This is a genomic window from Pseudomonas fluorescens (genome assembly GCF_001307275.1).
GTDB lineage: Bacteria > Pseudomonadota > Gammaproteobacteria > Pseudomonadales > Pseudomonadaceae > Aquipseudomonas > Aquipseudomonas fluorescens_AA.
This window is the reverse complement of the sequence record NZ_CP012831.1, coordinates 4,129,877-4,154,733: the sequence shown is the minus strand read 5'-3', so window position 1 is coordinate 4,154,733 and position 24,857 is coordinate 4,129,877. Positions and strand designations below refer to the sequence as shown.

Genomic DNA, 24,857 nt, shown 5'->3' with positions numbered 1-24,857 from the left:
ATGTTTCGACGTCAGGTCCTGGCACTGGGCAGTTTGCTGCTCGGCGCCGTCACCCTGGGCGGCTGGACGCTGTTCAAGCAAAAGGACAAGCACCCACTCTTGCTTTCGGCACGGGACGATGGCGACGGCAAGCACTACGCCGTCGGCTATCGACTGGACGGCACGCGGGTGTTCGCCACCCAGGTCGGCCAACGCTGCCATGACATCATCAATCACCCGACGCAGCCGATTGCGCTGTTCGTCGCCCGTCGTCCAGGCACCGAAAGCTACTTGATCGACCTGCGCGACGGGGCGCTGCTGCAAACCATCGCCTCGCTGCCGAACCGGCATTTCTACGGCCACGCGGTCATCCATAACAGCGGCGAATGGCTGTACGCCACCGAGAACGACACCACCGACCCGGGACGCGGCCTGTTGGGCGTTTACCGTTTCGAAGGCGAGCGGCTGGTGCACAGCGGCGAGATATCCACCCATGGCATCGGCCCTCACCAGGTGTCCTGGATGCCCGATGGCGAGACGCTGGTGGTGGCCAACGGCGGCATTCGCACCGAGGCCGAAAGCCGGGTCGAAATGAACCTCGACGCCATGGAACCGAGCCTGGTGCTGATGCAACGCGATGGCACCCTGCTGAGCAAGGAAACCCTTGCCCAATCGATGAACAGCGTGCGCCACCTCGGCATCGCCAGTGACGGCACCATCGTCTCCGGCCAGCAGTTCATGGGCGCTGCCCACGAATCGTCGGAACTGGTGGCGATCAAACGGCCAGGGCAGCCGTTCCAGGCATTCCCGGTGCCCGAAGAACAATTGCAGGCCATGGGGCACTACACCGCCAGCGTCGCTGTGCACAGCGACCTGCGCCTCGTGGCCCTGACCGCCCCGCGCGGCAACCGCTTCTTCATCTGGGACCTGGACAGTGGCGAAGTCCGCCTGGATGCACCCTTGCCGGACTGTGCCGGCGTGGGCGCGGTAGCCGACGGTTTTGTCGTGACGTCGGGCCAAGGACGTTGCCGCTATTACGATTGTCGTCAGACACAACTGGTTGCAAAACCCCTGGATCTGCCGGCAGGGCTCTGGGACAACCATTTGCATCTGGTCTGAACAAGGGAGCGAAGCGCCATCGGCGCCAAGCTCCCTGCTTTTCGGAAAAGTCCCACGCACCACGGGCCCGTCAGCATCTGGAATAGCCCGCACTCTCAGGGTAATGTGCCCGCCTATCTGTATTTTCTCTCAGTTTTTTTCCAAGGAAGTGGAACATGCTGCGACGCCGCATGCTGATCATGTTGGGTGTTGTCCTGCTGGTAGTGCTGTTGCTCGCCGGCTACAAGGCCTTTTCCGTTTACCAGGAGATCCAGTCGTTCTCCGAGCCAAAACCTCCGATCAGCGTCGCCGTGGCCACGGCCGCCCAGCAACCCTGGCAGGCTCGCCTGCCCACCGTGGGCAGTCTGAAGGCCCTGCAAGGGGTGGACCTGAGCCTGGAGATCGCCGGGACCGTGCAGAAGGTGCAGTTCCAGTCGGGGCAAAAGGTCAAGGTTGGTCAGCCGCTCCTGCAACTGGACAGCGAAGTCGAAAGCGCCCTGCTGGAAACCGCCGAGGCCGACCTGGGCCTGTCGCAAGTGGATTTCGGTCGCGGCCGACAGCTGGTGGGCAGCCAGGCGATCTCCAAGGGCGAATTCGACCGGCTCTCGGCGCAACTGAAGAAGAACCAGGCCACGGTCAACCAACTCAAGGCGTCGCTGGCCAAGAAACACATCCTGGCGCCGTTCAGCGGCACCATCGGCATTCGCCAGGTGGATGTCGGCGACTACCTGGCCAGTGGCACGGTGATCGCCACCCTGCAAGACCTCAGCAGCCTGTACGTGGACTTCTACGTGCCTGAGCAAAGCGTGCCCCGGCTCGCTGTAGCCCAATCGGTCAACGTCAGCGTCTCGGCCTATCCCGGGCAGACCTTCGTCGGCACCATCAGCGCGATCAACCCCAAGGTCGAGGACAGCACCCGCAACGTCCTGGTGCGCGCCACCCTGGCCAACCCCGACGGCAAGCTGCTGCCCGGCATGTTCGCCAACCTGCAGGTGATCCTGCCGGACGTGGCCGCCGGCATCGTCGTGCCGGAAAGCGCCGTGACCTACACCCTCTACGGCAACTCCATGTACGTGGTGACGCAAAAGAAAGCCGCCGACGGCACCGTCGAGAAAGACGACAAGGGCCAGCCCGTCCTGATCGCCGAACGGCGTTTCGTTGAAACCGGCGAGCGACGCGACGGCCAAGTGCTGGTTTCCAAGGGCGTGCAGAGCGGCGAACAAGTCGTGATCGCCGGCCAGATCAAGCTCGATAACGGTACGCCGATCGCCATCAGCGACGACAAGACCCTGACCGAACAGAACAGCACGCCGCGCGCGGACTGATCAAGGAACCCCCATGGCTTTTACCGATCCGTTCATCCGTCGTCCGGTGCTCGCCACCGTGGTCAGCCTGTTGATCGTACTGCTGGGCTTCCAGGCCTGGAGCAAGCTGCCCCTGCGCCAGTATCCACAAATGGAAAACGCCCTGATCACAGTGACCACCGCCTACCCCGGGGCCAACGCCGAGACCATCCAGGGCTACATCACCCAACCGATGCAGCAGAGCCTGGCCAGTGCCGAGGGCATCGACTACATGACCTCGGTCAGTCGCCAGAACTTCTCGGTGATTTCGGTCTATGCCCGCATCGGCTCCAACAGCGACCGGCTCTTTACCGAACTGCTGGCCAAGGCCAACGAGGTCAAGAACCAGTTGCCCCAGGATGCCGAGGACCCGGTCCTCAGCCGCGAGGCCGCCGATGCCTCGGCGCTGATGTACATCAGCTTCTTCAGCAAGGAACTGAACAACCCGCAGATCACCGACTACCTGTCACGGGTGGTCCAGCCCAAGCTGGCGACACTGCCCGGCATGGCCGAGGCGGAGATCCTCGGCAACCAGGTCTTCGCCATGCGCCTGTGGCTGGACCCGGTCAAGCTCGCCGGCTTCGGCCTGACCGCCGCCGACGTGACCAATGCCGTGCGCCAGCACAACTTCCTCTCCGCCGCCGGTGAAGTGAAAGGCGAATACGTCGTCACCAGCATCAACGCCAACACCGAACTCAAGTCCGCCGAGGCCTTCGCCGCGATCCCGCTCAAGACCGACGGCGACAGCCGTGTGTTGCTGCGGGACGTGGCCCGCGTGGAAATGGGCGCCGAGAACTACGACACCATCAGCTCCTTTGGTGGCACGCCTTCGGTGTACATCGGGATCAAGGCCACGCCGGGCGCGAACCCGCTGGATGTGATCAAGGAAGTGCGCAAGATCATGCCGGAGATGGAGGCGCAACTGCCGACCAACCTCAAGGCCGAGATCGCCTACGACGCTACCCTGTTTATCCAGGCTTCCCTCGACGAGGTGGTGAAAACCCTGTTCGAGGCGGTGCTGATCGTCATCGTCGTGGTGTTCCTGTTCCTCGGTGCCCTGCGTTCGGTGATCATCCCGGTAGTGACCATCCCGCTGTCGATGATCGGCGTGATGTTCTTCATGCAGTTGATGGGCTACTCGATGAACCTGCTGACGCTGCTGGCCATGGTGCTCGCCATCGGCCTGGTGGTGGACGACGCCATCGTGGTGGTGGAAAACATTCACCGGCACATCGAGGAAGGCAAGACCCCGTTCGACGCCGCGATAGAAGGTGCCCGGGAAATCGCCATGCCGGTGGTCTCGATGACCATCACCCTGGCGGCGGTGTATGCACCGATCGGCCTGCTCGAGGGCCTGACGGGCGCCTTGTTCAAGGAGTTCGCCTTGACCCTGGCTGGCGCGGTGGTGATCTCCGGGATCGTCGCCCTGACCCTGTCGCCCATGATGTGCGCCCTGCTCCTGCGTCACGATGAGAACCCCTCGGGGCTGGCCCATCGGCTGGACACGCTCTTCGAACGCTTGAAGAGCCGTTACCAGCGCATGCTCCATGGCACGCTCAACACCCGGCCGGTGGTGCTGGTGTTCGCGGTGATCGTGCTGCTGCTGATCCCGGTGCTGGTCATGTTCAGCAAGTCCGAACTGGCCCCCGACGAGGACCAGGGCATCATCTTCATGATGGCCAACGCCCCGCAGCCCACCAACCTCGACTACCTGAACACCTATACCGATCACTTCATTACCATTTTCAAGGAGTTCCCGGAGTACTACTCCTCCTTCCAGATCAATGGCTACAACGGCGTGCAGTCGGGCATCGGCGGCTTCCTGCTCAAGCCCTGGAACGAACGCGACCGCACCCAGATGGAAATCCTGCCCGAGGTGCAGGCCAAGCTGGAAAGCGTGCCTGGCTTGCAGATCTTCGGCTTCAACCTGCCCTCGCTGCCGGGCACCGGCGAAGGCTTGCCGTTCGCGTTCGTCATCAACTCCCCGAAGGACTACGCAACGCTGCTGGAGGTTGCCGACCGGGTCAAAAAGCGCGCATTGGAATCCGGCAAATTCGCCTTCATGGACATCGACCTTGCGTTCGACAAGCCAGAAGTCGTGGTGGATATCGATCGCGCCAAGGCCGCCCAGATGGGCGTTTCCATGCAGGACCTGGGCGGCACCCTGGCGACGCTGCTGGGGGAATCGGAGATCAATCGCTTCACCCTCGAAGGCCGCAGCTACAAGGTCATCGCCCAGGTCGAACGGCCGTTCCGGGACAACCCGGACTGGCTGAACAATTACTACGTGAAAAATGCCAAGGGTGAATCGCTACCGCTATCGACCCTGATCAAGGTCAGCGACCGGGCGCGGCCGCGACAACTGAACCAGTTCCAGCAGCTCAATGCGGTGACGATTTCAGGCTTTCCCATCGTGAGCATGGGCGAGGCCATCGAGACCGTCCGCCAGATCGCCCGGGAGGAAGCGCCGGTGGGGTTCGCCTTCGATTACGCGGGGGCTTCACGCCAATTCGTACAGGAGGGCAGCGCGTTATGGGTGACCTTTGCCCTGGCCCTGGCGATTATCTTCCTGGTGCTGGCCGCGCAGTTCGAAAGCTTCCGGGATCCGCTGGTGATCCTGGTGACCGTGCCGTTGTCCATCTGCGGCGCCCTGATTCCGCTGTTCCTCGGCTGGTCGAGCATGAACATCTATACCCAGGTGGGCCTGGTGACGTTGATCGGCCTGATCAGCAAGCACGGGATCCTGATTGTCGAGTTCGCCAACCAGTTGCGCAGGGAACAGAACCTGTCGCCGCGCGAAGCCGTGGAACAAGCCGCGTCGATTCGTCTGCGACCGGTGCTGATGACCACCGCGGCGATGGTGTTCGGCATGGTGCCGCTCATCTTCGCCACAGGCGCCGGGGCAGTGAGCCGCTTCGACATCGGCACGGTGATCGCCACGGGCATGTCGATTGGCACCTTGTTCACCCTGTTTGTGCTGCCCTGCGTCTACACACTGCTGGCCAAACCCGATAAACCCTGAAGGCGGCCAGAAGGGAACAGGATAGTTTTTGTGGCGAGGGAGCTTGCTCCCGCTCGGCTGCGAAGCCGTCGTCAATGCGCCAAGGCTACCTGAGCAATCGATTGGGACCGCTTCGCGGTCCAGGGGAGCAAGCTCCCTCACCACAGGTTTTAGTGCTCGACTGGTGATTGCGGCAGAAAAAAAGGCCTCGCACAAGCGAGGCCTTTTTGGCTTCGTGATGTTCAACTCTGAGGCCTCATCCCCTGGGACAGGCTGAACATGAACAGCAGCAGATCATCGTCCGGTCGGATCGCTTCGCTCGCCTTTGCCACACGCGGCAGGGGACAATGCGCCCCCTCACTGGAGGCACTGAGGATCTGCGAGCGTGGCTGTTCCCATACAGCCACCGCCATTGACGCAACTGCCAGGGCTCCGACTAAAAACAAACCTCTAGCAATTTCTAGTTTCATGGCTATAAACCTTTGATAGCGCTGCCAAACGCCGCCTCATAAAAGTAGACGAATTTTTTCCAATCAACATCGCTGAACGACGAATGGCGCCGCAGTTGCTTCAGGTCATGGGAGGCCGCACGCCGGGCAGTCAGACGCTGGCGACATTTCTCCAGATCCAGCAGGGCCACTTCGGCCTTGGCCGCTTCGCCCTCTCCTGTCACCCGCACAAAAACATGCTTGATGTAGAGGCAGCCATGCTGCCAACGGCCCTTGTGCATGCGGGCCAGGTTCTCAGCCAGGGCCTGGAGGATTTGATCATGCACCGCTTCGCCATGGCGCTCACGTCCGCCGCCGGCATACCAATGCTCGATCTCCTCGAAGCCTTCCAGCGCATGGGTCACTAACAGCGCACGCCACTTGTGGTCGGGGTCACGCTGGGCACCACAAAAGATCAGCTCTGGCACGCGGACATTCAACTGGGTCAACGCCAGCAACGCGTCTTGCTCACGCAGCACGGTCGGTCGACCGAGCGGATACAACCAACTGCGATAAATGTGCCCCGTTTGACGCTTGGCATACAACAGCTCGCCGTCGTTGCTGTTGATCCGCTGCACGCCGCTTTCACCGCCACGTCGCACGTTGGGTTCTTCCACCCACTCACCTTGCTGGTTCCAAAAATGTTCGAAGCTGTTGCGGGAAATGCCAGTTGTCTCTACTGCCTGCACAACCATGCTCTTACCTCTTGCGTAATACATAAACTCGCCACATGGCATAGAGCGGTAGGAAATCCAGCCGTTCCTGAATGCGAAACCCAGCCTGTCGAAACTCTTCCTCTACTGTATCTGTCGGTAACACAAATCGATTCTGGTAGTCTTTCTGCCCACGGGTGCGCTCCAGACGCTTGCGTTTCCAGGCCTTGAAATTGCCATCGACCCACAATGAAACGATCACGCTGTCACGGCTGACACGCTCGAATTCCTTCAGAATCGCCAATCGATGCGCGGGTTCACCGATGTGATGCAACAAACGCATACAAAAAATACTGTCGACGGCGTTATCAGGCAAGGCGATGTCGAACGCAGAAGTGTGCAAGGGCCGTACCCGTTTCACCACATCGGTCGGTTGGGCCTCCAATGCAGTACTGAGCATGGCCTCGGAATTGTCGGCGCCGATGATGACTCGGTTCGGCTTTTCGGCCAACAAAGACCAGAAGCGCCCGGCACCGCAGGGCAGGTCCAGGACCAGACCGGGGTCTCCGACGAGGGCCAATGCACGCCGGGCCAGTTGTTGGTCTCGCTGGTTGGAAAGACGGCGACTCAAGCCACGGCGATGCTTATGAAAATATTCCCTGGCGTGCTGCTCGTCGTATTTTTCAGAAAATTCCAGCTTGATGGGTTTGGACATTAGGTGGGCCTCGATGACTGATCGGCCCACCTTATGAATCGGAATGTCATGCCTTTGTGAAAATAAAGTCAGGTAAACGCTCCAATATTTACAAGACTTTTCAACAGAGGGGCTTAGCCCTTTGGATTCAATTCCACTTCGAAATGGCAACCATTGGGCTCCATCGTACTGAGGCTGACTGTCCAGCCCTGGTTTTCGCAAATGCGCTGCACCAGGGACAAGCCCAATCCCAAGCCCTCGCCGCGTTTTTCGTTACCGCGCACGAACGGTTCGAACATCGCTTCGCGCTTCTCCTCCGGGATCCCCACGCCGCTGTCCTCGACCACGAATCCGGTGGTGGTCAGCGAAAGGCGGATGAATCCCTGGTCGGTGTAGTGCAGGGCGTTACGCAACAGATTGCCCATCACGGCCGTCAGGAACGTGGCGTTATACAGGGTGTCGACGGTTTGCCCAGGTTCGAAGATCAGCGTCAGGCCTTTGGATTCGATGGGCACACGCCATACGCCAAGGAGGTTCTCGGCCACCTGCCCCAGGGTCAGCCGAGGCGACATGCCGTTGTCTTCACGCTCGGCCCTGGCGAGCATCAGGAAGGTCTGCACCAGCTCGCGCATCTCTTCACTGGCCCGATTGATGCGCTCGACCTGGGTACGCCCGCGCGGATCCAGCGCCGGGTTTTCCAACAGCAACTCACACGAGGTCGCCAGGACCATCAACGGTGTGCGCAATTCGTGGCTCACGTCGCTGGTAAACAACCGCTCGCGGGTCAAGGCCTGGCGCAAACGCCCCAGTGTGGCGTCGAACGCCACCGCCAGTTCACCCACCTCATCGGCGGCATAGTCCGGGGCCAGCGGCGGCGCGAGCCCCAGAAGCTGATCGCGATGACGCACTTGCCGGGCCAGACGAACCACGGGCGCCATCACCCGGCGGGCCAGGACCCAGCCCAGAAATACCGCCAGCGCCAGGCTGAGCACGAAGCCCACCAGCACCACGGCGAACAGCACCCGTTCGCGCTCTTCGAAGTCGCTCTGGTCTTGCAGCAACACGTAGTGCCGACCGTCAACGATCTCGACCATGGCGTGATAGGACAACTGCTCGCGAAACACCTCGTGGAAACCGCGCTCCAGATGGCGCAGATCCTTGGGCAACTCGAAATCCCCCGGGCCGCCGCTGAAATAAAACAACTGGTCGGGTTCCGGCCGATGGTTCCAGTCCGAGACACTGTCCATCAACAGCAGGCGTTGCAAATCACCGCCAAGCCCGGCGGAAATCAGTTTCTCTTCCACCAGATGGACCGTCGCCACGATGCCCATGGCGAACGCACCGGCCACCAATGCGCTCATCAGCGCAAACGCGATGATGATCCGTTGGGCAAGGCTTTGCTTAAACTCCATCGCGGCCCTCGGCCAGGCGATAGCCGACGCCGTGCACGGTGTGCAACAACGGCTTGTCGAAAGGTTTGTCGATGACCTGGCGCAGTTGATGGACATGGCTGCGCAAGCTGTCGCTGTCCGGGCAATCGTCGCCCCACAACGCTTCCTCGAGGATTTCGCGGCGCAGCACATGGGGACTTTTCTGCATCAGCACCGCCAACAGCTTCAGGCCGACGGGGTTGAGCTTGAGCAGCTTGCCTTCGCGCGTCACTTCGAGGGTATCGAGGTCGTAGCTCAGGTCGCCGACCTGCAAGGCCCGCCGGCCACCGCCCTGGGCTCGACGCATGACGGCTTCGATCCGCGCCGCCAGTTCCGACAAAGCGAACGGTTTGATCAGGTAATCATCGGCACCGGACTTGAAGCCCTGCAGGCGATCGTCCAACTGGTCCCGGGCGGTGAGCATGATCACCGGCGTATCACGCCGGGCGTCTTCGCGCAGGCGCTTGCACAAGGTGTAGCCATCGATGCCTGGCAGCATGATATCGAGCACGATCAGGTCGTAATGTTCGGTCGCCGCCAGGTGCAACCCCGACAAACCGTCCTGGGCGCAATCGACGGTGTAGCCCTTGAGCCCCAGGTAATCGGCCAGGTTGGCCAGGATGTCGCGGTTGTCTTCGACCAATAGAATTCGCATGGGTACCTCTGCGTACACAGTTAACGGCTGGCTTGGCCCGCGCAGCTTACGGCCAAGCGTGGCTCACGGCTAGGGTTGTATCCGCCGTAGCGGCGCGGGTCCCCTGTGGGAGCGAGCTTGCTCGCGAATGCGGTGGATCAGTCGCCATCCATGTTGAATGTAGCGACGCTTTCGCGAGCAAGCTCGCTCCCACAAAGGTCAAGCACCCAGGAACAGGGCTGCACGGTCATTGACGAGTTTTTCACCCAACATTCACACCGCCCCAACGCAGCGCAGGCCAGACTGCGCAACGCGCTGCTTAAGAAAACTCCCATCAAAGGTATTGCCATGGTCTCCACCGCCCTCCGCCCCGCTTCCAGGCCGCTGAATTTCCGGGTTGCCTTGGGCCTGCCTGCCGTTGTCGCAGCCGTTCTGGTGCTGCTGGAACTGACCACCCTGGACATGGACGTGGCCAAGCTGTTTTACGACCCGATGGCGGGTGGTTTTATCGGTCGGCACAGTTTTTTTCTGGAGGACATCCTGCACGATCGAGCCAAGGAGGTGGTGATCGCGTTCTCCGTGCTGGCGATCCTCGGGTTCATCGGTACGTTTTTCATCGCCCGGCTCAAACCGTTCAAACGCGAGCTGGGTTGCCTGGTGCTGTCCTTGGCACTGGCGACGTCTTTCGTCACCCCGATCAAAGCCGTGACGGCGGTGCAATGCCCCTGGAGCCTGAAGGAATTCGGCGGCCAGGAAACCTACAGTGAACTGCTCAGCCCACGCCCGGCCACCGACAAACCCGGTCGATGCTGGCCCGGTGGTCACGCCGCCACCGGGTTCACATTGTTTGCGCTGTTCTTCGTCCTGCGCGACCGCCGCCCGCGCCTGGCCCGCCGGGCCTTGGTACTCGCCTTCACGTTGGGCACGGTGTTTTCCCTGGGGCGGATGATGCAAGGGGCGCACTTCTTTTCCCATAACGTGTGGACGGCGGTGTTCTGTTGGCTGATTTGCCTGGGGTGTTACTACTACATCCTGTACCGACCGGCCGCCACGGCCGAGCGTGTCGCTGTCACCAGTCCCGCCAATGCCTGAACTGAACCGCATCCCAATGTGGGAGCGAGCTTGCTCGCGATAACGGTGGGTCAGTGCCGGATATATGAACTGACACACTGCTATCGCGAGCAAGCTCGCTCCCACAGGGGGATTGGCTTCGTTCATGAATCCAAGGCAATAAAAAACCCCGCTTGCTTTCGCAGGCGGGGTTTTTCGCTACAGGGGTAAGGCTGGCTTACATCATGCCGCCCATGCCACCCATGCCGCCCATGTCTGGCATGCCGCCGCCAGCTGGAGCGTCTTCCTTGATTTCAGCGATCATCGCCTCGGTGGTGATCATCAGGCTGGCAATCGACGAAGCCGCTTGCAGAGCCGAACGAGTCACTTTGGCCGGGTCCAGGATACCCATTTCGATCATGTCGCCGTATTCGCCGGTAGCAGCGTTGTAACCGTAGTTACCCGAACCCTGCTTGACCTTGTCGACCACAACGCTTGGCTCGTCACCGGAGTTGGCAACGATCTGGCGCAGCGGTGCTTCTACCGCGCGACGCAGCAACTGGATGCCCACGTTCTGGTCATCGTTGTCGCCTTTGAGTTCGCTGATGGCTTGCAGGGCACGAACCAGTGCCACGCCACCGCCAGGTACCACGCCTTCTTCGACGGCTGCGCGGGTAGCGTGCAGGGCGTCTTCAACGCGGGCTTTCTTCTCTTTCATTTCAACTTCGGAACCTGCACCGACCTTGATCACTGCAACGCCGCCGGACAGCTTGGCCAGACGCTCTTGCAGCTTTTCACGGTCGTAGTCGGACGAAGTCTCGGCCACTTGTGCGCGGATCTGGGTCACGCGAGCCTGGATGTCAGCCTCGACGCCGGCACCGTCGATCACGGTGGTGTTTTCCTTGGACAGGATCACGCGCTTGGCGTTACCCAGGTGCTCCAGGGTGGTGCTTTCCAGGCTCAGGCCGATCTCTTCGGAGATAACGGTACCGCCGGTCAGTACGGCGATGTCCTGCAGCATGGCCTTGCGACGGTCGCCGAAGCCTGGAGCCTTGACGGCTGCGACTTTAACGATGCCACGCATGTTGTTCACAACCAGAGTCGCCAGGGCTTCGCCTTCAACGTCTTCAGCCACGATCAGCAGTGGGCGACCGGCTTTGGCAACGGCTTCCAGCACGGGCAGCATTTCGCGGATGTTGGAGATCTTCTTGTCCACCAGCAGGATCAGCGGGCCGTCGAGCTCGGCGGTCATGGTGTCCGGCTTGTTGACGAAGTACGGGGACAGGTAGCCACGGTCGAACTGCATGCCTTCAACAACCGACAGTTCGTTTTCCAGGCCCGAGCCTTCTTCAACGGTGATCACGCCTTCTTTACCGACTTTTTCCATGGCTTCGGCAATGATGTCGCCGATGGAGTTGTCGGAGTTGGCGGAGATGGTGCCGACCTGAGCGATCGCCTTGGTGTCAGCGCATGGCTTGGACAGGGCTTTGAGCTCTTTGACAATGGCGATGGTCGCCTTGTCGATGCCGCGCTTGAGGTCCATCGGGTTCATGCCGGCAGCGACGGCTTTCAGGCCTTCGTTGACGATCGACTGAGCCAGTACGGTCGCGGTGGTGGTGCCGTCACCGGCGTCATCGTTGGCACGGGAGGCAACGTCTTTGACCAGCTGCGCGCCCATGTTTTCGAAGCGATCTTTCAGCTCGATTTCCTTGGCTACGGAAACGCCGTCCTTGGTGATGGTCGGAGCGCCGAAGCTCTTCTCGATGATCACGTTACGGCCTTTCGGGCCCAGGGTCGCTTTTACTGCGTCAGCCAGGACGTTGACACCGGCGAGCATTTTCTTGCGGGCGGAATCGCCGAATTTAACTTCTTTAGCAGCCATGATCGATATTCCTTAAATACTTTGTAGTCGCGGGAAAATGAGCGGGAAATCAGCCTTCGACAACAGCGAGAATTTCGCTCTCGCCGATAACCAGCAGGTCTTCGCCATCAACTTTCACAGTGTTGCTACCGGAGTAAGGGCCGAACACAACCTTGTCACCCACTTTCACGGACAGCGCACGTACTTCACCGTTTTCCAGGGCCTTGCCTGGGCCTACAGCGAGGACTTCACCCTGGTTTGGCTTTTCAGCAGCCGAACCTGGCAGGACGATACCGCCAGCGGTTTTCTTTTCTTCTTCGCTGCGACGGACGACGACGCGGTCATGCAGAGGACGAAGCTTCATTGTCGATCTCTCCTAATTGTGGTTTTCATCGGCCGGTGTAGTCCCGGCGGGTTTAACGAATCCGGCTGTGCCGGGTGCGGTTCGTCAAGCGAACCGCGGAAGTCTGTCCGGTGTTGCCACCGGAAACCTTGCGGTGACCCATACATAAGGGCGCACAAGGCGATTACAAGGGCAGGGCATGAAATTTTTTACTTCTCGGAGCCGAAAACGAACACGGCACCCGAAGGTGCCGTGTCGCGGTTTTTTACTTGGGGTCGCGATGTTCGAATTCGCCTTCGATCACGTTGGGCTCACGGCCCAGGGGTTCTCGCGGAGCCGGCCCGCCACGGGGCTGCAGGTCATCGGCGAAGGCCCGCTGGCGCATCGCCTGCTCTTCGGCGCGCTGGCGCATTTTATTGGCCAGCAACCGACGGGTGAACGGCAACAGCATGACCAGGCCCAGCACGTCGCTGATAAAGCCTGGCAGGATCAACAGGCCGCCACCCAATGCCAGCATCAGGCCTTCGAGCATGGTCTGGGCAGGCAGCTCGCCACGGTTCAGGCTTTCACGGGCACGCAATGCCGTGGCGAGGCCGGCGATGCGCAGCACGAACACGCCGAGCATCGAGCCGAGAATGACCAGCAACAGCGCCGGGAAAAACCCGATCGCACCGCTGACCTTGACGAATACGAACAGCTCCAACACCGGAAACAGCAGAAAGAGCAACAAAAAAGGGCGCATCAAATGGTTCCTCAACGCAAGAATGCCTTGCTATGAAACCTTAAATGACGTCGCCCTTTCGTGAATTCAAGCGTCGGCCTCGGCATTTTTTGGCCATTGCTCGGCGTGAGCCAAGTAAACCAAGGCTTCGCGCACTTGTGTCGGCGTGTTGCAAGGTGCCGCAAACGCCAGCCAGTGCAGGCCCTGGCCAATGCGCAGGTGCATGCCCTCGCTGTCGATGCCCACCAGTTGCGCCGGTTCGCTTTTCGGCAGGCCGGCCAGTTCCACGTAATGGGCGATGGCTTTGGCGTGATCGGCGTTCATGTGCTCGATCATGCTGGCTTCGGCTTTGCCGGCGAAGGGGTTGGCCAGGGTGAGCCGGTCGATCCAGTGAATGGCGCCAAAGCCGCCGATGTAGCGATGGCGCACCGGCTCGAGCACCCAGAAATCGAAATCATGGGCCTTGTGGTAGTTCTGCGAGTCAGGGAAATAGCGGTAATAACGCTCGGCGGCCGCTTCGATGGCGGCGCTGTCTTCGAGCTTCCGGGCTTCGGCCAGATAGGTCAGGCGCCCCACCGCCTGGACATCCTCGGCACCGCGCTCGCCCACCAGCATCGAACACTTGGGGTCTTTTTGCAGATTGTGAGTGTGCTGGGCAATGCGGCTGATCAGGATCAGCGGCCAGCCTTGTGCGTCCAGGCAATACGGGACGACGGAGCCGAACGGAAAGCCGGGCATGGATTTGGAATGAGTGGAGAGCATTCCACGGTATTCCTTGAGCAGCAGTTCCCGGGCATGTCTGGCAGCTTCAACGCTCAATTTATGACTCCTTTTATGAAATCCGTCTAGAAAACGGTCGGGCGACTGGAGTAATGTTCCGATACACCTAGGGGACAGTTCGCGTGTGCAGTCGGGCTGCACCGTCACAAATTCGAGAAACCTCCCAACAGGTCCCCCCTCCACCGCTGCGCCATCTGGAACATGAGAATGCAACTCACTGACAAAGTAATCATTATCACCGGCGGTTGCCAGGGCCTGGGCCGCTCCATGGCCGAGTATTTCGCCGACAAAGGCGCAAAGCTGGCGCTGGTGGACCTCAACCAGGAAAAACTCGACCAGGCGGTGGCCGCCTGCGCAGCCAAGGGCGTCGAGGCCCGCGCCTACTTGTGCAATGTCGCCAATGAAGATCAGGTGATCGACATGGTTGCCCGGGTGGCCGAGGACTTCGGCGCGATCCACGGCCTGATCAACAACGCCGGGATCCTGCGCGATGGCCTGCTGCTCAAGGTCAAGGACGGCGAAATGACCAAGATGAGCCTGGCCCAGTGGCAGGCCGTGATCGACGTCAACCTCACCGGCGTGTTCCTGTGCACCCGTGAAGTGGCGGCGAAAATGGTCGAACTGAAGAACAGCGGCGCCATCATCAATATCTCGTCGATTTCCCGCGCCGGCAATGTCGGCCAGACCAACTATTCGGCCGCCAAGGCCGGTGTGGCCGCCGCCACCGTGACCTGGGCGAAGGAACTGGCGCGCTACGGCATCCGTGTCGCCGGCATCGCACCGGGCTTCATCGAAACCGAGATGACCCTGGGCATGAAACCCGAAGCCCTGGAGAAAATGACCTCGGGGATTCCGCTCAAGCGCATGGGCAAGCCCGAGGAGATCGCCCATTCGGCGGCGTATATCTTCGAGAATGACTACTACACCGGGCGGATCTTGGAGATGGATGGCGGGTTGCGGATCTAAGGTCAGCGCAAACCAAATGAAATGTGGGAGCGGGCCTGTGGGAGCACAGCTTGCTCGCGATAGCGATTCTAAGGCCAACAGATGTGTTGTAGGTGAAGCCGTCATCGCGAGCAAGCTGTGCTCCCACAGGCTTGCTCCCACATAAGACTGCAGTTCAGTCGATCAATCGTCGCTGACGGTGATGTTCGGCATCGCCGGTGAAGCGGCCTCCTGCAACACTATCCGCGCGCCCACATGGCGGGCCAGTTCCTGATAGACCATGGCGATCTGGCTGTCCGGTTCGGCGATGACCGTCGGTTTGCCGCCGTCGGCCTGTTCGCGGATCACCATCGACAGCGGCAGCGAAGCCAGCAGTTCGACGCCGTACTGGGTCGCCAGCTTTTCCCCGCCACCTTCGCCGAACAGGTGCTCGGCATGTCCGCAATTGGAGCAGATGTGCACGGCCATGTTCTCTACCACGCCCAGCACAGGGATGTTCACCTTGCGGAACATCTCCACGCCCTTGCGCGCGTCCAGCAGGGCCAGGTCCTGGGGGGTGGTGACGATCACCGCACCGGCCACCGGGACTTTCTGCGCCAGGGTCAGCTGGATATCGCCGGTGCCCGGCGGCATGTCGATCACCAGGTAATCCAGGTCGCCCCACGCGGTTTGCGTGACCAGTTGCAGCAAGGCCCCGGAAACCATCGGTCCGCGCCAGACCATCGGCGTGTTGTCGTCGGTCAGGAAGGCCATGGACATGACTTCCACGCCATGGGATTGCAGCGGCACGAACCACTTCTGGTCCTTGATCTGCGGCCGGGTGCCCTCGGCGATCCCGAACATGATGCCCTGGCTCGGGCCGTAGATGTCCGCGTCGAGAATCCCGACCTTCGCCCCTTCACGGGCCAGGGCCAGGGCCAGGTTGGCGGCGGTGGTGGACTTGCCCACGCCGCCCTTGCCCGAGGCCACGGCGATCACGTTCTTGACGTTGGCCAGCCCCGGCACCTGCGCCTGAGCCTTATGGGCAGCGATCACGCTGGTGACCTGGACTGTCGCGGCGGTCACGCCGTCGAGGCCTTCGATCGCCATTTGCAGCATCTGCGCCCAGCCGCTCTTGAACAGGTCGGCGGCGTAGCCGATTTCCAGCTGGACACTGACGCGATCGCCCTGGATGTCGATGGCGCGCACGCATCCGGCGCTGACCGGGTCCTGGTTCAGGTAGGGGTCGGTGTACTGGCGAAGGACGGTTTCCACCGCTGCGCGGTTGACGGCGCTCATGGGCAACTCCGATAGCAAGACTTGAAAAACAGGCCGCTATCCTACGCCGAGCCTGCTTGTGTGGCGAGGGAGCTTGCTCCCGCTGTGTGGGAGCAAGGCTTGCCCGCGATGCAGGCGATGCGGTCTTTCAGAAATCGAGGTGCCCGTTTCGCGAGCAAGCTTTGCTCCCACAATCCCCTCGCCACAGATTGTGCCTGGCTCAGGCCTTTCGCCGTTCCCAACCGATGCATGCGGAAACAGGCCAGTGGGGTGAAATATATTTCCCGGCGCTTTATAGTGGCCGACCTCCGTTTCATCAAGTAGCCGAGCCCCATGTCCGAGCCACGCAAGATTCTCGTCACCAGCGCCCTGCCCTATGCCAATGGTTCGATTCACCTCGGCCATATGCTGGAATACATCCAGACCGATATGTGGACGCGCTTCCAGAAACATCGCGGCAACCAGTGCATCTATGTCTGCGCCGACGACGCCCACGGTTCGGCCATCATGCTGCGCGCGGAAAAGGAAGGCATCACCCCGGAGCAACTGATCGCCAACGTCCAGGCCGAACACAGCGCCGACTTTGCCGAGTTCCTGGTGGACTTCGACAACTTCCACTCCACTCACGCCGAAGAAAACCGTGAGCTGTCGAGCCAGATCTACCTGAAGCTGCGTGACGCCGGGCACATCGCCACCCGTTCGGTCACCCAGTATTTCGACCCGGAAAAGAACATGTTCCTGGCCGACCGCTTCATCAAGGGCACCTGCCCGAAATGCGGCACCGAAGACCAGTACGGCGACAACTGCGAAAAATGCGGCGCCACCTACGCACCGACCGACCTGAAAGACCCGAAATCGGCGATTTCCGGCGCCACCCCGGTGCTCAGGGACTCCCAGCATTTCTTCTTCAAGCTGCCGGATTTCCAGGAAATGCTGCAAACCTGGACCCGCAGCGGCACGTTGCACGACGCGGTGGCCAACAAGCTCGCCGAATGGCTCGACTCCGGCCTGCAAGAGTGGGACATCTCCCGCGATGCGCCGTACTTCGGCTTCGAAATCCCCGGCGAGCCCGGCAAGTATTTCTACGTGTGGCTGGATGCGCCCATCGGCTACATGGCGAGCTTCAAGAACCTTTGCGACCGCACGCCTGAGCTGGACTTCGACGCGTTCTGGGGCAAGGACTCCACGGCCGAGGTGTATCACTTCATCGGCAAGGACATCGTCAACTTCCATGCGCTGTTCTGGCCCGCCATGCTCGAAGGCGCCGGTTTCCGCAAGCCGACCGGCATCAACGTCCACGGCTACCTGACCGTCAATGGCCAGAAGATGTCCAAGTCCCGCGGCACCTTCATCAAGGCCCGGACCTACCTGGACCACCTGTCGCCGGAATACCTGCGCTACTACTACGCGTCCAAGCTCGGCCGCGGCGTCGACGACCTGGACCTGAACCTCGAAGACTTCGTGCAGAAGGTCAACTCCGACCTGGTGGGCAAGGTCGTCAACATTGCCAGCCGTTGCGCCGGGTTCATCCACAAGGGCAACGCCGGGGTCCTGGTCGCCGGTAACGCCGCGCCGGAACTGACCGACGCTTTCCTGGCGGCGGCACCCAGCATCGCCGACGCCTACGAGAGCCGCGACTTTGCCCGCGCCATGCGCGAAATCATGGCCCTGGCCGACCGCGCCAATGCCTGGATCGCCGACAAGGCCCCGTGGTCGCTGGCCAAGCAGGAAGGCAAGCAGGACGAAGTCCAGGCCATCTGCGCCTTGGGCATCAACCTGTTCCGCCAGTTGGTGATCTTCCTCAAGCCGGTACTGCCGTTGCTGGCCGCTGATGCCGAAGCGTTCCTGAACGTCGCGCCGCTGACCTGGAACGACCACCAGACACTGCTGAGCAACCATCAACTGAACGCATTCAAGCCGTTGATGACCCGTATCGATGCCACCAAGGTCCAAGCCATGATCGACGCCTCCAAGGAAGACCTGGCCGCCAGCCAGACCGACACCGGCGGCCCGACCGGCAACGGTGAGTTGACCAAGGATCCGTTGTCGCCGGAAATCGACTTCGACGCTTTCGCCGCCGTTGACCTGCGCGTGGCGCTGATCCTCAAGGCCGAGGCCGTCGAAGGGGCCGACAAGCTGCTGCGCCTGACCCTGGACATCGGCGATGAGCAACGCAACGTGTTCTCCGGCATCAAGAGTGCCTACCCGGACCCGGCCAAGCTCGAAGGTCGGTTGACGATGATGATCGCCAACCTCAAGCCGCGCAAAATGCGCTTCGGCATCTCCGAAGGCATGGTGATGGCGGCAGGCCCCGGTGGCGAGGAAATCTACCTGTTGAGCCCTGACAGCGGCGCCAAGCCGGGCCAGCGGATCAAGTAACGCGACCGCGTGCTGCACCGATCCCACAGTCGCCTTGCAGGTGGCTGTGGGATTTTCATATCTGGCCCGCACTCCCGGCGTGCCGGATAATGCCTAATCTTGTAACAGGCCCTTTGTTCGCCCACACGCCCATGACCGAAATCGTCCTCACGCTGTTCAGCGCTGCCCTGATCAACAACCTGGTGTTGCATTGGCCGCTGGGCGTCGATCCGCTGCTGGCGGCCAACGGCAGAAGACAGGTGCACGCCCTGGGCCTGGCAACGGCGTGCCTGATGCTGATCGTCGGCACCCTGGGTTATCTGGTCGATCATGGGGTGCTCGTGCCAACCAATCTGACATTCCTGCGCCTGTTGGTCTGGCTGTCCTTGAGCATCTTGCTGATCGGGCCGTTGCTGCGCCTGCTGACACGCTGGCTGCCCGCAATGCCGTTCGATGGATTGTGGCCGCTGCTGCTCGGCAATGCCGGCATCCTGGGCGTCACGCTGCTCAACGGCCAGGAAGACCGAGGCCTGGGCCACGCCGTGGCGCTGAGCCTGGGGGCCGGGCTGGGCTTCTGGCTGGTGCTGGGCCTGTTCGACGATCTGCGCCAGCGCACCTTCAATCACGCTATTCCCTTGCCCTTCAGGGGCCTGCCAATACAGTTGATCAGCGCCGGACTGATGGCGGTGGCCTTTCTCGGATTGCGCGGGCTGGTCAAAACATGAGCCTGATTCAACGTATCGACGCCCTGTTGCCGCAGACCCAATGCGGCAAATGCGGTCACCCCGGGTGCAAGCCCTACGCCGAAGGCATCGCCCAGGGCGAGCCGATCAACAAATGCCCGCCCGGCGGACGCGAAACCATCGCGGCCCTGGCCGAGCTGATGAAAATACCAGTGCTGGAACTGGACACCAGCCGCGGCGTGGCTCCGGCGCAAATCGCCTTCATCCGCGAAGCCGAATGCATCGGCTGCACCAAGTGCATCCAGGCCTGTCCGGTGGACGCGATTGTCGGCGCGGCCAAGCTGATGCACACCGTCCTCATCGACGAATGCACCGGCTGCGACCTGTGCGTGGCGCCCTGCCCGGTCGACTGCATCGAAATGCGGCCCCTGCCGACGGCAAGCGTGTTGCCGATTGTCGGCGGCCTGGCCTTCAGCGCCGCCGAGCAACAGGCGCGAACGGCCAAGCGCAACCACGCCCGGCGCCGCTTCGAACAACGCAATGCGCGCCTGCGCCGCGAAGAAGAACAGCGCCAGGCGGAGCGCTTGGCCCGTACCCAGCGCGCGGCCCAGGCCAAGGAACCGGAACAGCCGCTCGATCCCGTACAAGCCGCACTGGAACGCGTGCGCGCGCAAAAAGCCGCCACCGCCGATGCCGCCTTGAAAAAAGCCAAGGTTGACCTGGCCATGAGCCGGGCGCAGTTGAACAAATCCTTGAAAGCGTTCGGCCATCCGCCAACCTTCGAGCAGCAGTCGCAACTGATCCTGCTGCAACGCCAGTTCGAAGCGGCCGAGCAGGCCCTGAGCCAACTGGAAAACGCCGCACCCGCGATCACGCCAGCCCCGGCTCCGGCACAAAGCGCCGAACTGAAGCGGGCCAAGATCCAACTGGCGATGCGCCGCGCCGAACTCAGCAAAGCCCGTACGGCAGCGGCATCGGATGAACAACTGCAGGCGTTGGAGCAAGCGGTGAAGGATGCCGAGCGCCAGGTGGACGTCCATGCCGCTTCCTGACACCGTGGACGAACGGCTGCGGCCCGCGATGACGCGGGTGTTGCTGGCGACACTGCCCGGCGTGCTGGCGTTGCTGTGGTTCCAGGGCTGGGGCGTGGTACTCAACCTGCTGTTGTCCGGCCTCACCGCGCTGGCGGTCGAAGCGTTGGTGCTGCGTTTGCGCCGCCGGCCGCTCAAACCCGAACTGAACGATGGCAGCGCGCTGGTCAGTGCCACGCTGCTGGCCCTGGCCTTGCCGGCGTATTGCCCCTGGTGGCTGACCGTCACCGCGGCCGCCTGCGCCTTGCTGTTCGGCAAGCACCTGTGGGGCGGCGTCGGCAGCAACCCGTTCAACCCGGCGATGCTCGGCTATGCCCTGGTCCTGGTGGCGTTTCCCGCCCATATGAGTCCCGCGCCCCACGGTTTGGGCCTGCTTGAAGGCTTGCAACAGGTGTTCGGCACTCATCCGACGCCCGACGCCTGGGCCGGGGCCACCGCGCTGGACAGCCTGCGAACCAACACGAGCCTGACCATCGATGAACTGTTCGCCAGCGATCCGGCGTTCGGGCGTTTCGGTGGCCGCGGTGCCGAATGGGTCAATCTGGCCTTTCTGGCAGGCGGTCTGTTTCTGTTGCAGCAACGGGTGTTCAGCTGGCATGCGCCAGTGGGCCTGCTGGGGAGCCTGTTTATCGTCAGCCTGCTGTGCTGGAACGGGTCGGGGTCCGACTCCCATGGTTCCCCGCTGTTTCATCTGTTCAGCGGCGCAACCATGCTCGGCGCGTTTTTTATCGCGACCGAACCGGTCTCGGGCGCCAAGGCCCCTCTCGCCCGCCTGCTGTTTGGCGCGGGCATGGGGCTGCTGGTCTACCTGATCCGCACCTGGGGCGGCTACCCGGATGGCGTGGCGTTCGCGGTGTTGCTGATGAACCTCGGCGTGCCGGCACTGGATCGGTTTGCCGAGGCGCGACAACGGCGGCCACTGACATGAAGAATCCCGGCGGCGTGGCAATCCTGATCCTGTTGATCGGCCTCGGTTGCAGTGCCACTTACCTCACACACCTCGGCACCGCCGGGCGCATCGAGACCCAGCGGCAAGCGCTGGCGAACAGGACCTTGCTTGAGGTGCTGCCCACCGGCCTCTACGACAATCAGCCATTGGCGCACCCCGTTCTCACCGCCCCGGAGACCTTGACCCATAGCTCGCTGCTGGGCGGTTATCTGGCGACCCGCAATGGCCAGCCCAGCGCCGTGCTGCTGCGTAGCCAGGCACCGGGCTATGAGGGCAGCATCGAATTGCTGGTCGCCATCGATCCACAGGGCCGGCTGCTGGGCGTCAAGACGCTGCGCCAAGCCGAAACTCCCGGGTTGGGCGCGGCGATTGCCGGCTGGCCGAACACCTGGATGCAGGTTTTCACCGGCAAATCACGCCAGGCGCCTGACGACAGCGGCTGGGCCCTGAAGAAGGACCAGGGACAGTTCGATCAACTGGCCGGCGCAACGGTGACATCCCGGGCGGTGCTCCAAGCGGTTCACGACGCGTTGCGTTACTTCGACGAGCACAAGGCTCAGTTGGGAGTGCCTGCCAATGAATAAGCCATGGGGCCTGACACACGGCCTGCTGCTCGTCCCGCTGGTGGGCGCCAGCGATTCGCTGATGGGCGCACTGGTGTTATGGCTGGCCTGGGCCTTGATGTTCTTCTGCCAGGGCTTGGCGATGGGGTGTGTCCGACAACGCCTGACAACCGCGCAACAACTGCTCGCCGCCATCGTGCTGGCCGCTACCCTGACCACCTGCATAGGTTTTGTCATCCAGGCCTGGGCATTGGAACTGTATCGACCGCTGGGGCTTTACCTGGGCTGGATCACCTTGAGCTGCGTGGCGCTGGAGCATGCGGGTTTCTTCGTTGAGTCTCGCTTGCCTGGACGCCTCAGGCTGGCTGGGGTGTTCGGTCTCTTGATGGTCAGCCTGGGCACCCTGCGTGAGCTGATCGGCAGCGGCCTCCCCCTGGCCTTGCTCGCCCCGGGCGGGTTCATTCTGCTCGGCCTGCTACTGGCGGCCCGACAGGCCTGGACGGCAGCCAAATCCCCTTCAACCACCGAGGAAACGCCGCGCCCATGAACGCCGCAAAACGCCTGGAAATATTCCGTCGCTTTCACGAGGACAACCCGGAACCGAAAACCGAACTGGCCTATTCCTCGCCGTTCGAATTGCTGATCGCGGTCATCCTGTCGGCCCAGTCCACCGACGTCGGCGTCAACAAGGCCACGGCTAAATTGTTCCCGGTCGCCAACACCCCGGAGGCGATCTACGCCCTGGGCGTCGAAGGGTTGTCCGAGTACATCAAGACCATCGGCCTGTTCAACAGCAAGGCCAAAAACGTGATCGAAACCTGCCGCCTGCTGATCGAGCTCCACGGCAGTGAAATCCCGCAAACCCGTGAAGCGCTGGAAGCCCTTCCAGGCGTCGGCCGCAAAACCGCCAACGTCGTGCTCAACACCGCGTTTCGGCAGTTGACCATGGCGGTCGACACCCACATTTTCCGCGTCAGCAACCGTACCGGGCTGGCCCCCGGCAAAAACGTGGTGGAGGTGGAGAAGAAGCTGATGAAGTTTGTCCCCAAGGAATACCTGCTGGACTCCCATCACTGGCTCATCCTCCATGGGCGCTACGTCTGCCTGGCGCGCAAGCCCCGCTGCGGCAGCTGCCGAATCGAAGATTTATGCGAATACAAGCACAAGACCTCGGACGATTGAGGCGCTATTGCTTTTATCGATCTATCGATTGAAAAAATCTTTTTTACCCGCCCGTGGTTTATCGATATAAGGAGCGCCAATGGCAGTCTTAGCCTGGAGTCGAACCCATGAGTGCTGGCAAAGAACAACTGGATGTAGAAGACGAATTCATCGCCGCTGAGGCCGACGACGGTGAACCTGCGGTCGTGCCGGAAGTAGCGAAAACCAACCTGAGCAAGCGCCGCACCATCGATAACCTGCTGGAAGAGCGTCGTTTACAGAAGCAACTGGCCGATTACGACTTTGACCTCTGACACGTAAAAGCCTCCCTGATGGAGGCTTTTTACTGAGTACGCGTGACAGCAGCCTCACACCAACCCATTACGCTGCGCCAGCTCGATCAGGTCGACCAGCGAACGGGCATTGAGCTTCAATAACAGACGGGTCTTGTAAGTACTGACGGTCTTGTTGCTCAAGAACATTCCATCGGCGATTTCCTTGTTGGTCTTGCCGCGCGCCAGTTGCTGCAAGACCATCATCTCCCGCCCCGACAACCGATCGACCATATCGGACTCACTGGCATTACCCAGGCTCGATCGCACCGTATGCAATGCCTGGTTGGGAAAGTAACTGTAGCCGGACAGTACTGCCTTGATTGCACTTAATAATTCAGTAAGGTCCTGTTGCTTGCAGACATACCCGGCCGCCCCTGTCTGCATGCAACGCATTGAAAAATGCCCAGGCGCCTGGGAAGTCAGTACCAATACCTTCATTGACGAAGGTATGGCCGTCAAACGGGCAATGACCTCCAACCCGTCCAGTTTCGGAATACCGATATCGAGAATGACGATATCGGGCATAAGTTCACGAGCAAGTTGTAACGCATCGACGCCGTTGTCGGTTTCGGCAACGACCTCATAACCATGACGCTCCATCAGCAAACGTACAGCAAGACGAATGACGGGATGATCATCCACGATCAGCACTTTATTCATGGGCAAATCCAACTTCGCTGTTCGAATTTTTAGAGCACGCACAATAGCCTAGTCATTTCTACCTTGGCATGCCGCCCCCCCCTGACCGCTCGCACCGAGAGACAGATCCTACAAGCTATACAGAAAACTCCTACAAATCCCGCCGGGAAAAATGTGTCCTCAATTTTTTACAGAGAAGGACCGAGCGCCCTTGAGCATCCGTTACCCCTATGAATAATGCGCTCTTTCGCCGCCCTACCTGCTTGCGGACCGGTCATTGGAAAGCACTTTACTCATAAAGAGTAACTGAATTATTTACTGTTAAAACTGCCCCCCCTCACTTCAGCAGCGGAAATTCCTATATAAGAGACGTTCAGGCACCCGATATAAAACATCGACAGCCCTGATTGTTTTAGCGACACCTTATTAGCCACCGATATTATTTTTTCCAAACCACTCACGAGCATGAATATTCCATGAGCATTAACCATGAACAAACCTTTGAAGACCATCACCAACCCCATGACCCTTATCGCCATATTCGCAACTTTATCCGAAACGTCCGCGGCTGTTTCCCTGCCTTTTCTGGATGACCAGGACCGTGAGTATTACCTCTGGTTCCTGATCAGCTTCCCCTTCTATTTATTGCTGCTTTTTTTCATCACCCTCAACTTCAATTATCGTTCCTTGTATTCACCTTCGGATTTTCGCAAGAGCAAGCACTTCATAAAGACCATGGATGACGCGACCTGTCGGCGCAAACGAATGCTACGTCGGGCGGGCAAGGACCACCGGCGGCGA

General features: G+C 60.9%; 24 protein-coding genes and 1 pseudogene. 14 read left to right on the top strand and 11 right to left on the bottom strand.

Annotation, left to right across the window (positions count from 1 at the left end):
* The 3 genes from AO356_RS18475 (at position 1) to AO356_RS18465 (ending at position 5,442) form a co-directional block, all read left to right on the top strand.
* Entirely contained in the window at positions 1 to 1,098 is a 1,098-nt protein-coding gene (locus AO356_RS18475) for a DUF1513 domain-containing protein (protein ID WP_060740962.1), read from the top strand.
* A 155-nt stretch (positions 1,099 to 1,253) separates the two neighbouring features.
* Positions 1,254 to 2,402 (top strand): efflux RND transporter periplasmic adaptor subunit, encoded by a 1,149-nt coding sequence (locus AO356_RS18470; RefSeq protein WP_060740961.1) that lies wholly within the window; start codon positions 1,254 to 1,256, stop codon positions 2,400 to 2,402.
* A 13-nt stretch (positions 2,403 to 2,415) separates the two neighbouring features.
* Positions 2,416 to 5,442 carry a multidrug efflux RND transporter permease subunit gene (locus tag AO356_RS18465; protein ID WP_060740960.1) on the top strand — a complete coding sequence of 1,009 codons (3,027 nt, stop codon included), beginning with the start codon at positions 2,416 to 2,418 and terminating at the stop codon, positions 5,440 to 5,442.
* 221 nt (positions 5,443 to 5,663) lie between these two features.
* Here the strand turns inward: AO356_RS18465 and AO356_RS18460 are convergent, their stop codons facing one another.
* The 5 genes from AO356_RS18460 to colR form a co-directional block, all read right to left on the bottom strand.
* Complete coding sequence (locus AO356_RS18460) at positions 5,664 to 5,891, bottom strand: hypothetical protein (RefSeq protein WP_060740959.1); 228 nt, start codon at positions 5,889 to 5,891, stop codon at positions 5,664 to 5,666.
* 2 nt (positions 5,892 to 5,893) lie between these two features.
* A complete protein-coding gene (locus AO356_RS18455; RefSeq protein WP_060740958.1) occupies positions 5,894 to 6,604 on the bottom strand; it encodes a lipopolysaccharide kinase InaA family protein in 711 nt (236 codons plus the stop codon).
* Between the two features lie 4 nt (positions 6,605 to 6,608).
* Positions 6,609 to 7,277: a class I SAM-dependent methyltransferase gene (locus tag AO356_RS18450; protein ID WP_060740957.1), complete on the bottom strand. Its 669-nt coding sequence runs from the start codon at positions 7,275 to 7,277 to the stop codon at positions 6,609 to 6,611.
* A gap of 113 nt (positions 7,278 to 7,390) precedes the next feature.
* Positions 7,391 to 8,668, bottom strand: coding sequence for a sensor histidine kinase (locus AO356_RS18445; protein WP_060740956.1), 1,278 nt, complete (start codon positions 8,666 to 8,668; stop codon positions 7,391 to 7,393).
* Entirely contained in the window at positions 8,658 to 9,341 is a 684-nt protein-coding gene (colR, locus tag AO356_RS18440; protein WP_025215158.1) for a two-component system response regulator ColR, read from the bottom strand. The genes AO356_RS18445 and colR overlap by 11 nt, the downstream gene beginning before the upstream one ends.
* A gap of 327 nt (positions 9,342 to 9,668) precedes the next feature.
* On the opposite strand from colR, the gene AO356_RS18435 reads away from it, so the two are divergent.
* On the top strand, positions 9,669 to 10,412 hold the full coding sequence (locus tag AO356_RS18435) for a phosphatase PAP2 family protein (RefSeq protein ID WP_060740955.1): 744 nt from the start codon (positions 9,669 to 9,671) through the stop codon (positions 10,410 to 10,412).
* Positions 10,413 to 10,608: 196 nt separating this feature from the next.
* Here AO356_RS18435 and groL read toward each other — a convergent pair whose 3' ends face one another.
* The 4 genes from groL to AO356_RS18415 all read right to left on the bottom strand — a co-directional run bounded on the left by groL (position 10,609) and on the right by AO356_RS18415 (position 14,114).
* Positions 10,609 to 12,252 carry a chaperonin GroEL gene (groL, locus tag AO356_RS18430; RefSeq protein WP_053124505.1) on the bottom strand — a complete coding sequence of 548 codons (1,644 nt, stop codon included), beginning with the start codon at positions 12,250 to 12,252 and terminating at the stop codon, positions 10,609 to 10,611.
* A gap of 49 nt (positions 12,253 to 12,301) precedes the next feature.
* Positions 12,302 to 12,595 carry a co-chaperone GroES gene (locus tag AO356_RS18425; protein WP_024619193.1) on the bottom strand — a complete coding sequence of 98 codons (294 nt, stop codon included), beginning with the start codon at positions 12,593 to 12,595 and terminating at the stop codon, positions 12,302 to 12,304.
* A gap of 244 nt (positions 12,596 to 12,839) precedes the next feature.
* On the bottom strand, positions 12,840 to 13,316 hold the full coding sequence (locus tag AO356_RS18420) for an FxsA family protein (RefSeq protein WP_060740954.1): 477 nt from the start codon (positions 13,314 to 13,316) through the stop codon (positions 12,840 to 12,842).
* 66 nt (positions 13,317 to 13,382) lie between these two features.
* Positions 13,383 to 14,114, bottom strand: a complete 732-nt coding sequence (locus AO356_RS18415) for a HugZ family protein (RefSeq protein WP_060740953.1) — start codon at positions 14,112 to 14,114, stop codon at positions 13,383 to 13,385.
* 168 nt (positions 14,115 to 14,282) lie between these two features.
* On the opposite strand from AO356_RS18415, the gene AO356_RS18410 reads away from it, so the two are divergent.
* Entirely contained in the window at positions 14,283 to 15,041 is a 759-nt protein-coding gene (locus AO356_RS18410) for an SDR family oxidoreductase (protein ID WP_060740952.1), read from the top strand.
* Positions 15,042 to 15,203: 162 nt separating this feature from the next.
* Here the strand turns inward: AO356_RS18410 and apbC are convergent, their stop codons facing one another.
* Positions 15,204 to 16,298, bottom strand: a complete 1,095-nt coding sequence (gene apbC / locus AO356_RS18405) for an iron-sulfur cluster carrier protein ApbC (protein ID WP_060740951.1) — start codon at positions 16,296 to 16,298, stop codon at positions 15,204 to 15,206.
* A gap of 312 nt (positions 16,299 to 16,610) precedes the next feature.
* Here apbC and metG point away from each other — a divergent pair, with 312 nt between their 5' ends.
* The 8 genes from metG to AO356_RS18365 all read left to right on the top strand — a co-directional run bounded on the left by metG (position 16,611) and on the right by AO356_RS18365 (position 23,396).
* Positions 16,611 to 18,656: a methionine--tRNA ligase gene (metG, locus tag AO356_RS18400; protein ID WP_060740950.1), complete on the top strand. Its 2,046-nt coding sequence runs from the start codon at positions 16,611 to 16,613 to the stop codon at positions 18,654 to 18,656.
* Between the two features lie 131 nt (positions 18,657 to 18,787).
* Positions 18,788 to 19,360, top strand: coding sequence for an Rnf-Nqr domain containing protein (locus tag AO356_RS18395; RefSeq protein WP_060740949.1), 573 nt, complete (start codon positions 18,788 to 18,790; stop codon positions 19,358 to 19,360).
* Entirely contained in the window at positions 19,357 to 20,370 is a 1,014-nt protein-coding gene (rsxB, locus tag AO356_RS18390; RefSeq protein WP_060740948.1) for an electron transport complex subunit RsxB, read from the top strand. Before AO356_RS18395 ends, rsxB begins: the two co-directional genes overlap by 4 nt.
* Positions 20,357 to 21,337: an RnfABCDGE type electron transport complex subunit D gene (locus AO356_RS18385; protein ID WP_060740947.1), complete on the top strand. Its 981-nt coding sequence runs from the start codon at positions 20,357 to 20,359 to the stop codon at positions 21,335 to 21,337. Before rsxB ends, AO356_RS18385 begins: the two co-directional genes overlap by 14 nt.
* Positions 21,334 to 21,942, top strand: coding sequence for an RnfABCDGE type electron transport complex subunit G (locus AO356_RS18380; protein ID WP_060740946.1), 609 nt, complete (start codon positions 21,334 to 21,336; stop codon positions 21,940 to 21,942). Before AO356_RS18385 ends, AO356_RS18380 begins: the two co-directional genes overlap by 4 nt.
* Positions 21,935 to 22,468, top strand: coding sequence for an Rnf-Nqr domain containing protein (locus AO356_RS18375; RefSeq protein WP_060740945.1), 534 nt, complete (start codon positions 21,935 to 21,937; stop codon positions 22,466 to 22,468). Before AO356_RS18380 ends, AO356_RS18375 begins: the two co-directional genes overlap by 8 nt.
* Positions 22,465 to 23,103, top strand: a complete 639-nt coding sequence (gene nth, locus AO356_RS18370) for an endonuclease III (protein WP_060740944.1) — start codon at positions 22,465 to 22,467, stop codon at positions 23,101 to 23,103. The genes AO356_RS18375 and nth overlap by 4 nt, the downstream gene beginning before the upstream one ends.
* Positions 23,104 to 23,210: 107 nt before the next feature.
* Entirely contained in the window at positions 23,211 to 23,396 is a 186-nt protein-coding gene (locus AO356_RS18365; protein ID WP_060740943.1) for a PA3496 family putative envelope integrity protein, read from the top strand.
* 54 nt (positions 23,397 to 23,450) lie between these two features.
* Here the strand turns inward: AO356_RS18365 and AO356_RS18360 are convergent, their stop codons facing one another.
* The gene (locus AO356_RS18360; RefSeq protein WP_053124532.1) at positions 23,451 to 24,077 is read right to left on the bottom strand and encodes a response regulator transcription factor; all 627 of its coding nucleotides are present in this window, start codon (positions 24,075 to 24,077) and stop codon (positions 23,451 to 23,453) included.
* A gap of 468 nt (positions 24,078 to 24,545) precedes the next feature.
* Here AO356_RS18360 and AO356_RS32850 point away from each other — a divergent pair.
* Positions 24,546 to 24,803, top strand: a pseudogene (locus AO356_RS32850) (hypothetical protein); the annotation flags it as partial.
* Positions 24,804 to 24,857 lie beyond the last annotated feature (54 nt).